This window comes from Pedobacter sp. GQ55 (assembly GCF_059758925.1).
On the sequence record NZ_JCAXEI010000002.1, the window covers coordinates 842229 to 855284 of the forward strand.

Below are 13056 nucleotides of genomic sequence, written 5' to 3' on the forward strand. Positions count from 1 at the left end.
TTGTTATTTTATTGACCTAACAGCTGAATTAAAATTCGGCAACTTTTCGGGCGATACAAAATAAAATGGTCTACCAACATCAGTCCCGTTTTCAAATATAAAACTTTTATTTACTTTAATTTTAAGTATTTGATTACCTTCTCCAGCCCAATTATGAAACCAACGGGCATCGTCAATATTTGTCCAAAATAACTTTCCTTCATAAGCAGAAATGCCTGTACTTATTGGCGCTTGCCTAAATCCGTGCGCGAAAATATCTATCGCTTCATCATTACTTACAACACGGTAGATTGTTCGGCTTGTCAACCCCTCATACGCTGCACCTACACCTCGTCCAACAGCTCCTCCAATTGCTATTTCTTCAAAGAAATAATTTGGTTCTGCCCTACCAGAAGCTTTGGGCTGCCCATTATACATTGGGTATCCCATCTTCTTGTACCACAATAGATTGTATGCCCGGTCGATCTGCGATTGTGTCTTTAGTGGTTTGGCGTCAGCAAAGTGACCTACAAAGCCTTTATCACCATCCGTATGGAAACCCCAAGTATTTCCGTTGTGATATATTTCACCAGGATTTTCACCCCGTATCCACGCACCAAATTTTCTGGTTATTGCTCCAAATAAGGAATACCCCCCATCCGGGTCTACTGAAGATACGGGATTATTGCCCATTCCCAAATAGGGAGAATAATATTGCCCGTATGGGTCCGTACTCATCCACCTGCCGATCGCAGGGTCATACATCCTTAGGTCAAAATTGTTCCAGCCAGTTTCCTTATCTACTTCTGCATATTGACCCTGATATCCATAACGGTAATCATTGTTTGCCAAAGTAAGCGGGCTACCGTACGGATAGTAATCTGAATAATAAACAACATCAGCTTTACCGTTGCCTTGTTTCACCTCGTTAATCACCGCCCTGACATTCCCCAGATGATCTGTGAACTCGTATTGGTAATTATTGGCTACCTTCATATAAACCCCGAGCCTTGATGCAGCATATACGGGCAATTCTTTTTGCTGCATAGCAGTGCCTTTATTATCATAAACCGCCAGCACATTCCCCGCGCCATCATAAACATAGTAAGTAATCTGATTTAGAATATGATCTGTCTTCCTTACGCGATTGCCCGACTCGTCATATGCAAAAGATACCCTAAGTGTAGTCTTGGCTGCATTAGAGTAGATCGCCGTAACCTTTCCTCTCAGATCGTAATCTACGTAATAGCCCTGACTACCGGCCGTACGAACCTGGCTCGCCATCTGACCTAAAGCATCATAGGTATAGGTAGCGTAACCACCGATAGAACTCAATTTGTTTGTGTTAGTCAGATAAGTATAAGTATAATTAGCTGTATTTGTCCCCGCAGAGTTAGTACGTTTCAATGTAGTTATGTTACCATTTGCATCATACGCCAGGTCATATTCCTTATTCGCATTAACCGTCTCTGTAAAGCTATTCGACCCGAAATTTGGAGCTCCAAATTTATTGCTACTAAACTGATACTTATCATTATATGCATAGGTAGCCATTGCAGGGTTATTAACCGCAGCACCATAAGTAGCTACAACTGCATTGGGTTTCTGGCTCCGCCAGCTTTGCCCCATAATGTTACTGCTGTAATCTGCCGTTCCTCCTGTTGATAAACTGGTTATGTTTGTACTGCTCCGCGTATAGTCTCCGTTAAAGTATTCTAAAGTTTCGCCAAATACGTCTGTACTGAAACTGTTTACCACTCCATCTTTACCAGGATCGTTTGCCTCTGTTGAATGGTTAATACTTTTTAAAAGACCTTGAGCGGTGTATACATAATCAATCCCCTGCAGATTATTCCCTAATTCTACCCGCTTCAACGGCCCATGCAAATAGTAATAATACTTAGCCTGTAGTTTTCGTCCGGATGTCGCAGCGGTCGTATAAACAGTGATGAGTCGGTTATCGGCATCGTAACTATATTCATGCGTAAATCGTTCAGCGGCAGTATTTTTCTGAAAATCAACTACAGATGCATTTCCTTTGCCATCATAGCTATAATCAATAGTCTTATTTCCCAGGCCAGGAACAGCGCGAATTGTCCATGCTAACCTACCTTCTCCGTCATAGTTATACCAGATTTTACTACCCCCGGCATTTTCTGTCCAGCTTACTCCCCCCCTTAATTGTGCTACATTTTGTGTATATCCCGAAATCCCATGGGTACTATTGGCAACATCATAGTAAGACTTGACCCACCCTTGTTTTGTACCACCAGTAAGCCCTCCATCGGTAGCAACGCTTTCCTGTAACGTTACATTTGTTTTAGCCAGGGCGAAAGTAATGGTCGCAGTTTCCACAAACTCCCCAGATTCTATAGGTCTTCCCCATCTATCATAATTAGAATAAGAAAACCGTTTAGGACTAGCGTTACGCTGTAAAGTATTTTGACTAAATCTAATGTTGCCATCTTGTCTATAAATAAATTCGGTTCTGCCGGCATCCGTCTGAGTGTTGGCTATTTGTCTCCCTTTTAGATCATATTCATAAGTAGTACTAAAAGGAATATTCGCGAACGTAGGATAACCATTCACGCCATTGGCTAGAACCGCATTGACACCCGAAGGAGCAATACTTCCTATCAATTGCCCAAGCTGGTTATAAAAATTATAGCTAATATCTGAGTAGGCATTAGAATAACTAATAGTAGAATTACCTGTCTCAGGGATACTTACCTTATAATAACCGGAAGGAAGCAATACTGGGGAACCCATTGTCCCCACTTCCTGCTCGTCACCAGACATATTGTAAATTTTCCAACCTGTTCCCAATATGTTTATCGTAGTATTAGGATTGAGTAATCGGAAATAATGGATCGGATCTTTTGTATCAGACGACAATTTGGCATTACATGCTTTACAAACAGAGGTCTCTATGTTATTCGCCGGAACCTGGAAAGTAACTTTAAATGGTGCAGATGATAGAACCTTGTATTTTCCCTGAGTACTGCCTGCCGAGTTATACCCCACTGCAGTGCCACTATAAACAGATGTCGAAGAAACCCAGTTATTGGTACTTTTAAGAACCTCGATATAACCTCCATTTACACGTATATATGGGGCATAAGAAGGCGTAACCCCATTCTCATTCCAATTGATTTCATATTCGTAACCAGCCTGGTTAGAGATCGTCACTGTATTGGTGACAATCAATCCGCCGTTTGTGGTTGGTTTTGCGGTCATTAACAATCTTCCTTCCAGATCTGTAACACTAACTATTTGTACGCCGTTTACGTCCTGCGCTACTTCCAGCATTCCATTACCGATCAATGAATTTCGGGTTCCCACCTGAGACTCCGGGAAAAACTTAATCCGCAACTGATTGTAAAAATCCAGTTCATTTACCACCCCTGTAGTATTCGATGAACTTTGATATCCAGTACCCATTTTATGTACTTCGCCAACATTAGCCTGCTTTTTGGCACCACCTGTTCCGTCATTGTAAAAGGTTGTCCGACTATAAGGATATGAGGTTGCCGGCACATAAGGCTCTAACGTATTATTGTTGCTGTAATACCAACCTAATGTACCAGTCGTTGTATTGCCGACTGCATCGGGAGCATTAGTCTTACTCCCATCAAAATTCCGGTAGTTATATTTGTTACCATTGGTGCTGGTGATAAAATTTGATTTGTAACTCAATTGGGTACCGTTAATAGGCGCAGCCAGTGTGGAACCTGTAGAACGGCCTAAAGCATCATATAAAGCTTCAGAAGCAAGAACCTGATTGGCTGAGATATTTTTAACCTGCGATTGGATTGATTTTCCGTTATCACTAAAGTACGATTTACTCTCACCTGTTTGGACCCCATCATCATCGTAAGATTTTGTTTGTATAGAGTTGATGTACGGGTCTAAGCTGGATACAACCCGAATAGTAAAAGTTGCTGTACTGCTACCCTCCGAATTTGTAGCGGTCACGGTATAAGTAGTTGCAGCAGTTACAGTAGTGGGAATTCCACTAACGATCCCTGTGCTTGCATTCCAAGACAAACCCGCAGGTAGCGATGGAGAAATTGTATATCCGCCACCAGACAAGGATATTTTGCGAATTACATTTGCGCCGTTCTCCGCTACATATAGATTTGCTTTTGCAGCATCTATGCTAATTCCATAAGGTGAATTGAAACTTACAACAGATCCTGAGCCATTTACTGTACCTGCTGTGCCATTTCCAGCCAAGGTAGTAACAACGCCAGCTGAAGTAATCTTCCTGATCCGGTTATTCATCCGATCCACGAGGTATACACTTCCAGCAGCGTCAACCGCCACAGCATTTGCCTCATTGAACATGGCTGAAGTACCAGTGCCTTCTGCAAACCCAGCCGTACCACTACCCGCAAGAGTTGAAACAGCACCTGAGGTAGTGATTTTTCTTACAACATGATTTATACGATCCGCCACAAATAAATTACCCGCTGCGTCAAAGGCCAGTCCCATCGGATTTCTAAATGTAGAAGATAGCGCTGCACCATTGGTCATCCCTGCTGTACCAGTTCCGGCATATGTTGTTACCACTCCCGCCGTCGTAATCTTCCTAATTCTGTTATTGGAATAGTCTGCAACATACAAATTGCCTGTTCCATCTAATGCCAGACCTGTCGGGCTGCTAAAACTCGCGGCCGTCCCTGTGCCATCAGCAAAGCTGGCGCTACCGCTACCCGCCAGTGTTGTTACTACACCTGCAGGAGTAATTTTACGAATTCTGTGGTTTTGCTGATCGGACACATAAACGTTTCCAGAAGCATCTAATGTTAGTGCAGAAGGATGCTGAAAGACCGCAGAAGTACCTGTCCCATCTGCGTATCCTGCATACCCAGCGCCCGCCAATACAGTTACGACACCAAGTGAGCTGATCTTCTTCACCTGATGATTTCCTGCATCAGCAACATACACATTCCCAGAAGCATCACAGGCAGTATTTAATGGATTGTACATGCCTGTAGCAAACGTTGAGGTAACTGCACTACTTCCTCCAACAGTTCCACCTGTATTACCAGGAACAATACTAGCTAAAGAACCAACGGCTAAAATATTTGTAGCAGGATAATTAATTGATGGAGCTGAGTTACTTCCACCCGAGTTGAGAGAATTAACAACCAAATTGAAATCTCCGGTAGAGCTACCATATCCTTCAACAACTAAGTAATAAGTACCCGGATTTAAAGTATATGTCAAATGGGATTTTGTGCCGCAATCTGGAGAATCATCCTGATAGGTGATGATACCACCAACGGAATTCAGAATATGTATGTAAGTGTCGAAGGTGCTGGAGCAAAGCGAGAAATCCAGCATAGCCGGACTCGTGACAACAAAACGATAATACACTTCAGGGCTCGTTTGCCCCATACTATTCGTGTATGTAATACCATTATAACTCAAATTATTCCCAACATTGCTAAAAGTAGGCCCGCCAATAGAGTTGTAACTGCCAATATAAATGGCTGTCGACAATGAGGCACCGGTTTGCGCAAGGGAAGACATGCTTAATAAAGCCATTACAAATCCTAGTGAAATGCTTAGCATTAATCTTTTCATAGCATATGATTTAAATTTTTCCTGTACTAATTCTTACCTATTGTTATCAGTGATACGTTCCGTAGGTGAAATGATCTTTTTTAATTGTACTTCACTTAAATGCCTTTTTAACTTTTCATTTCTACTATTCATAAGTGCATGAATTTTCCTTTCTCTCCTTATTCCATGTAAAGTTGTATCCGCCATTATCAAGCTTAAGTTAGCTTTATAGCTGTCCTGAATTTGCCATACTGTATCAGCCTTAGAAGAATCGATCTGTAACATTGTACGGTAGAGTTTGGTTTGATTTTGCTTTTTTGGCCCTTGAGCGAAGCCATTTACTGCAAACCCAACTATTACTATGCTCAATAAAGCTTTTAGATATATCATGGCATGTATATTTAAAGATTAGTTCTTCTGTAGTTGTATTGTATATCTTTGACCTTAGGTACAACAGCCTTACCCAGCGTTTCTCTATAGACTTTAATCAATCTTCCTGCAGCGTCATACTCGTATTTCACGTAGAGATTGTTGTTATCCAATATATGCGTTAGTTCGCCACTAAATGTATCATATACATAAGAAACCATTCCCGCATTAAAAGGTTGGAACCTGAAATCATCAAAATACAATGTACCCCCACCGGTTAAATTGGAACATCCAACAGAGATGCTAGTCATACCAGTGGTGATGATAGAGGCAGGGATCTGCATTTCGATCAGATACCATCCAGCAGCCACCTTTTGAAGGGTTGTGCCGCCATAAACGGGCGATCCCCCATCAATGCTGTAATATAATCTTGCTTTACCTATTTGAGTAATATTTGCACCCGTTACCCAGGCAGAAATAAAGTAATCCCTTCGTACTGGATCCAACTTAGAAAGAGGCGCTGTATATTTAAATATCTGGCCACCATTAGAAGGCAACGCAATACTTTTCGTCCCTGTATGCGCAAAGCTTGAGGAAATAGACCCGTCGCCTACTGTCATTCCGGATCCAGACATACTGTCTTCAGCGCCTGAATAAGCCATCTCATAATAACTTGCCGGACTTGAAGTTGCGACAATTTTAGTATTATTGAATCCCATACGCAAAGCAGAATATAAATTATTCATGTTCTTATCTTCCAGTGGTTTTGAGTACACATCAAACAAGGTGTTTTCAAAAATCTTCAGCCACCCTAAACCTGAAGAACCCGGCGTAGTCCAGTCAAAGGCCGTAACACTTCCAATAGGCGTAATGCCGTTTGCAGACTGACCGGCTGGCATCCATGAATAAATCGCCTTCTTCCGCCAGACTTTACCATTTGTTGATGCATTGTTTTGAACTATTGCCGTACCTACCGGATCTAGGACTGGAACATCTACTGCCCAGGTTGACACATTTGCTCCAATCAGCCCCTGTTTCTGATTCGTTGCATCAACTTTGTACCTATAGGATGCCGTTTCTTGTGCAAGCATATGTTTATTAGTACCGCCAAAGGTTTTGAGTCCCATTTCGGTATACTTTTTGTAGGCTGGAATTGTTTCGTCCATATAGCGATTTCCATAGGAATCTGTAGTTACTGTTTTTACTCCAGCTCCGCTGTAAAAATCAAATTCCTCATTCACCGTGCTACGTCTAACATCTGTAACGTAATCAATAACAGTTTGACCAGTTTGCACATTCGGAAAATTCTCACGTGCGGTAAGTGTTGCCTTAACATGATAATTGGCTCCGCTGCCCGTCCAAACTGACTTTGCCTCAGCATACCTTTCTTTTAGCAACCCTTGTTTTTTATAGTTAACTAATCTATTCTCATATGCCTTCATAAAATCAGCATGTTTTAAATGTTCTAATCCGTCACTCAGATAATGATTAATGGTTTCATTGATCTTCTGACCTTTATCATCATAGCTAATAACACGTTTCAAAGAACCTATACCTGAAACAAGTTTTTTCAAAACAAGATTTCTGGTATAATAATTTGCACCGGGATACCTGACTGCAGATCTTGGCGCAGTCACATCCTGCTTTCCAATCATATTATCCCTAAAGACTTCAAATTCCATTGTCTTACTCCCAGCAATTTTACCATTTGAAATACCTGCATTATCAAATACTTCAGTCTCAACATTTAAATTTTCATACATTACTCCAGGACCTGGAACTTCTCTGGACAAGGATAGCAGCCGATTCATGTCCTGATACAGTTTTATCCGGTAGCTATTCTCGCTTCCCGATGGCAGGGAACTGGTCTTATCGACAGAAACTGGCTCATAAGAAGTCACTCCTGACGATATCTGGCTGTCAATCCCATTATTAATTTGATTGTAATTGTAATTTGTAGAGGCCCTGACACCAAACAAATCATCAATTACTAAACTCTTAACCCTGACACCACCACCGAACTTCCTGGTCATCGCAGAAAAGCCAACATTACCCGCAATAAAACTCGTGTGGCCAGTTAAGGCTTGATGATGCGCAGGAGAAACCCTTATACTTAGTTGGTTACCATTTATCGCTGTAACAACAGGAGCAGGATAATCATCTGAATTTAAAGGTGAATATCCTGGTGTACTCCACATCATCGTTATTAGGCTAATGTTATCCCCGATTCTAAACAGCTCATTTAAATTTGGGATGTTCGAATTAGTGATATTAAACTGGTAATCATAACTACCCACATTTGTGAAATTACTAATCTGAAATGGCCTCGATTCATTTAGTACGCTCTTACTGTAAGTATCTCCTTCATATTTTATTTTCACTTCTGCTCCCAATCCTGTAGTGACTTTCCTAAGTGACCATACATCGGAAGACATATTTGAAACAGGTGTAGTTAACCTGTCTAGATTGTTGTTGTTGGTGTAGCTATAATCAGCCTTATACATCCCCCACAAATCGTAAAATTCTTTATTATATGGCGGATTCTTAGTAGTCTTTAATGTAACAGTTATAGCACCTCCACTATAGGTACTATTTTTTAAGGTATAAGTCGAATTCCCCCCAGCTGGACTACCTTTAGCTATGACTACCCCGTAAAATGCCCCAGTACTAGCATTAGCTAATAAGTCACCGACGTTAAAAGCTGTACTGGATCCGGTAAATGAATTCGACGATAGTGTTCCTGTAAAAGATTTGCTTTCAGAAGGATCCAGTTCATAGTCAAAATCAGTTGATGGCAATAAACTAACACCCCCTTTTCCCCTAAATTTTACCGACTTTAATGTCAGTTTCCCCTCTTTGGTACCAGTAGAATACATCTCGAAGCTATTAGCTGTAGCCTTTGCGAGCGAATAATCATAGTTCAAGTCAATAACCCTGATGGCTTTCGCTTCCAGATTTGCCCGACCAACGACACCGACATCATACCTATCTAAGATATTATTTTCTAATTCGCACCCGGTGCAAGCTACTGTTCGTCCATTGGTTATATAATTGTTGGAAGCAGATGACGTAGTGACAAAACTAGCGTCTGAGGCATTAAGTAAATAAATTTTATCCAACCGCATAGAAATGGTGGAATTGATATTATAAAGGCCATTGTTCGTATAATTTTTGTCACTGTTTGTATTAAAAATTTCAGAAGAGGCGCCTTTTGCATCCTTTCTGATGTCCTTTTCAAATAGTGCGACATGAGATCTTGTTCGAACGGTATTGAGATAATAGATTTCTCTTTTGCCCATGCCCACCGTTCTAAACTGACTGTCGTCATCAGTTTGATAGCCTTCGGAAGGGTTTCTCCAGCAATATTGATCCGACCACTTTCCGTATTCGAAACTAACCCAATAGCCATAATCAGATGCATCAACCTGTCCAATCGTACCCCGGTCCACATAATCCGGGCCCGTAATCGCCGTTAAATGCCAGGTATATGCATACCCCTCGCGCTTCCTCTGCCGGTTGAACATATCTCCAGGAGAATATGCCGTATTTTCTTGATACATTTCTTCATCGTAAGCGTAAGCCGGCAAGTTATAATGATAAGTAATTCCATTGGAATTGGTAATAGAAAATCCAGCAATGTGATTATTTAATTCAGATTGATAAGTGTGAGCCCTTCGGTTTAAGCCCATTACAACTGGTGTTATAAATTTATTATCATAATTATGTACTGTACCGCTAGGAGTGGTGACATAGTAATTTATATCTCTGGATCCTGCAAGCAAATTACTAGAACCTCCCCCATTGTACCAATCGCCGTCTATTGGGGTTGGTCCAGAAAAAGGAGGGTCCCAAATATAGATTTCATTATTCACGTTTGGATAGTCTCCATAGCTTTGCAAATAATTATTTGAAAAATCATTATCAAATCTGAATTCCGGGTAATCACCATAAAAATTAGAGTAATATTTGACAGTCTGAACATTTGTTGTAGGATTAACCATTTCCCAACGGTTTTGGTTAATCGTAATAGCTTCAAAGGCATAAGGCCTCATTGTACCACCGAGACCTTGAGCAGTAACCTGGTATGAATCATAGCTAGGTAGTGCCCCTCCTTGTATTTTATTAGGATCAGGATTATCGATACCATTTAGATTCTCGTCTGCAAAAGAATAGTTATCATAGGCATAATTGTCCGGCACCTCTTGATAGGAAGAAGTTACTTGGTGCAGGCCGCCAAAAATCTCAGATTCCTGCTGTTCGTCAGACCAGTACCGCGTTTTCTCTCGGCTATAAGATACTAAAAGCAGATCAACTGATACTGAACTGGTGCTTGTCCTGATATTTCCTTGTTTCGAACTGTTAACTGATGCCGTAAAACCTGCAACATTCATGCTTGGAGTCGGACCATTCGATGACTTCGAGATGTCCTGAGTGCTGTAGCTCAGATTTGCACCAATCCCAACATTTAGAGATTGAAAATTCGTAGATAAGTTCAATCCACCTGATACATTAAAACCCTTGCCATTTGTACTTGCTGTCAAAGATGCACTGGCATACGGGCCTTGTGTACTTATTCCTATCGCCAATGAAAAGGGCCCTTTTGTAGCACCGACTTGACCATAAGCGTAAAAATCACCGTTATCAGCACTAACACCTATTCCCGCACCTATGGAAAACGGAGAACCTTCAAACCCGATGCCGGCTCCAGCGTTCCAGCCCCAACTTCTCCCGGCATAAGTATCGTTTGAAAATGACAAACCAAATGAAGCTGAACCAATATTGCCGAATATTGGTATATTTACACCTATGCTAGTTTTCTTTTTGACACCCCCTACCCAATAATCACGTCTGCTCGCTTGTGCTCCAAGCCAATCATCAGGAAAACCATTTACACTTCTGTTTATAGCACCAGGATTTAAGGACCATCCTAATCCTACCCAACTTGCATCTTCATTTGGTTGGAGACCTCCATGATATGATAATGTTAATGGATACCCTCCTTCAGGTCCAGGCACTTCCATTAAAGGGAGGTTATATACAAAATCGCCAGTTAAAGGATTTACCATATCAGTCGTGTCCACTGGCTCAAAACTCGTTGCTTCAGGTGATGTCGGCCCTGACGTAAGCGCATACACCACAGAAGGTGTAAACACCTGGTTCAGAAAACAGAAGAGCAGAGATAGAGAAACTATCCGGCTTATTTTTGATTTATACCTAAATTTCATAGCGCATGTATTTAAATTTTCAGTGCTTTATTAAGTCGATCAATGTCACTTCTTAAAAAATTATATTCCAGTTCTCCTAATCCTACACCGAAGTCCTCAATTGTTAAACTATATTTTTTTGAAGCTTTTATTTCATCGGAATCGAAAACCAGAAGGAGTTCGTTCGCAGGTGAAAGACCATAAGTTTGCTGAAACAAGCAATCGGCTGGAGAAATAGTATGTTCGTCATCCATTTTTAAGGATACCAGTGGCATCATTTGAAATGACAACGTTTGAAGTACATCGCTGTAAACATTCAAGTCCAGCTGACTCAATAATTCTTTTCCATTCCTCGAAAAACTTATAATGAAACAAATCTTAGAAGATTTGCCTGAGCTCAAATCACTATTTTTTTGAAGATTCCGATTATTATTGTAGATAATTCGAGCAGGAACATAGGTGGCAGAGGTAAGAACATCAAATTTCTTAACCTCTTGCAACAAACCGTTATCTTTGTCTTTGACATACTTAAAGAATCCTTCTCTGCTATGGATATCCTGTGTACAGCCACTTACGAAACTCATCAAGAGAATAAGGCTTGAAGTCACCAGTCCTTTCATTTCTTTAAATCTTTTTGATATTGATCGTTCATTTCTTTTAAAACTGCATCGGTGATATCCAAATGGTCTTTTGCATAAGCAATAGTGCCGGAAGGATTCGCAATCAGGATCATCGTGTAATTGTGATCTTTACCATATTTCAAAAGGAAGTCATTAATCTTAGTGACCACGGGCTGCGTTGCCTTAGCATATTCCTGCTGAGCATTTCCTTGTATACTCTGTTGATACTGATATAACTGTTTCCTTTTTTCATCAATAAGTTTTCTCGACTTAACTTTCTCAGCACTTGAGATTTTAGACACAGTCTTTTCATAGTTCTTTATTTCCTGTTGGATCTCCTTAGTCAGCGTATCGATATTGGATTGCCAGGCCTTGGATTTTTCCTCATACACCTTCTTTGCTTGCTCTGATGCTTTATATTCAGTAAGGAGCTTGTTTGATTCCACATAGGCAATTTTCTCACCTTGAAAAAAACTGTTAAAAAACAAAATCAAAACCAGGAGTAACAGGGCCAGATTCAGAAACGGACTTTTCAAAACTTTCATAGCTAATTCAGATATTTAATTGTTATTAATAATCTCCTCGTCTTTTCTGATCCTGAGAGAGAAGTGCATCAGGGTTTTTGGAGATAATTCGCTTCATTTTGGCTCTTCTGGCTTTTTCCAGATTTTTCAGCCGCATTATTTTCACTTCAGAAGTCAGGGTAGAATCGTGAAAAACCTTGTTCATAGCCTGTGTTGTGGAATCCATAAATACAACTATGCTCATTGCTTCAGTTGCAGTTAAACTAAACTTTTTACTTAAAAAGTTTGCTCGCGAATTTTGCATGCTTTTATCAGTCTCTTGTGCACTTAAACCCAAACAGGCAAAAGTGCATAACGATAGTATTACCGGTAATATAATTTTGAGCTTTTTCATCATTTAGATATTTACATTCACCTTATTACAAACCTAATCATCAGACTTTTATCAATCCAGTAAAAAAGGATGACCTCTAGTCATAAAGCATGATCAATAGTCATAAAATATGACCTTCAGTCATATTTTAAAAAATCGAGCTAAAACAATTCATTTTACCTAATAATTTCTATCCGGTTTTAAAAAATCAGGTGGATTGAATTCAAGCAGTTCAAAAATCTGAAACAATCTATGTCCTGAACATTTGCTTTTACCCGATTCGATCTTGCAGTATCCAGTTTGGGTAATACCTAACTTCGCTGCCATATAATCCTGCGTGAGGTTCTTTATCCTCCGTTTTGTGCGGATCAGCTCCGCAAGCTCCAAGTAGATTTTATCTTCCATATTACTATTAA

General features: G+C 40.4%; 7 protein-coding genes. All 7 read right to left on the bottom strand.

Annotated elements, in window-relative coordinates; genetic code table 11:
• Nucleotides 1–3: 3 nt before the first annotated feature.
• The 7 genes from AC6CH7_RS08340 to AC6CH7_RS08370 all read right to left on the bottom strand — a co-directional run bounded on the left by AC6CH7_RS08340 (nt 4) and on the right by AC6CH7_RS08370 (nt 13045).
• A complete protein-coding gene (locus AC6CH7_RS08340) occupies nt 4–5571 on the bottom strand; it encodes an RHS repeat-associated core domain-containing protein (protein WP_498262240.1) in 5568 nt (1855 codons plus the stop codon).
• 33 nt (nt 5572–5604) lie between these two features.
• A complete protein-coding gene (locus AC6CH7_RS08345) occupies nt 5605–5940 on the bottom strand; it encodes a hypothetical protein (RefSeq protein ID WP_498262241.1) in 336 nt (111 codons plus the stop codon).
• A gap of 11 nt (nt 5941–5951) precedes the next feature.
• The gene (locus AC6CH7_RS08350) at nt 5952–11144 is read right to left on the bottom strand and encodes a hypothetical protein (RefSeq protein ID WP_498262242.1); all 5193 of its coding nucleotides are present in this window, start codon (nt 11142–11144) and stop codon (nt 5952–5954) included.
• An 11-nt stretch (nt 11145–11155) separates the two neighbouring features.
• Nucleotides 11156–11743: a hypothetical protein gene (locus AC6CH7_RS08355; RefSeq protein ID WP_498262243.1), complete on the bottom strand. Its 588-nt coding sequence runs from the start codon at nt 11741–11743 to the stop codon at nt 11156–11158.
• Entirely contained in the window at nt 11740–12288 is a 549-nt protein-coding gene (locus tag AC6CH7_RS08360; RefSeq protein WP_498262244.1) for an OmpH/Skp family outer membrane protein, read from the bottom strand. Before AC6CH7_RS08360 ends, AC6CH7_RS08355 begins: the two co-directional genes overlap by 4 nt.
• 25 nt (nt 12289–12313) lie before the next feature.
• A complete protein-coding gene (locus tag AC6CH7_RS08365; protein WP_498262245.1) occupies nt 12314–12661 on the bottom strand; it encodes a hypothetical protein in 348 nt (115 codons plus the stop codon).
• Nucleotides 12662–12820: 159 nt separating this feature from the next.
• Nucleotides 12821–13045: a helix-turn-helix domain-containing protein gene (locus AC6CH7_RS08370; RefSeq protein ID WP_498262246.1), complete on the bottom strand. Its 225-nt coding sequence runs from the start codon at nt 13043–13045 to the stop codon at nt 12821–12823.
• Nucleotides 13046–13056 lie beyond the last annotated feature (11 nt).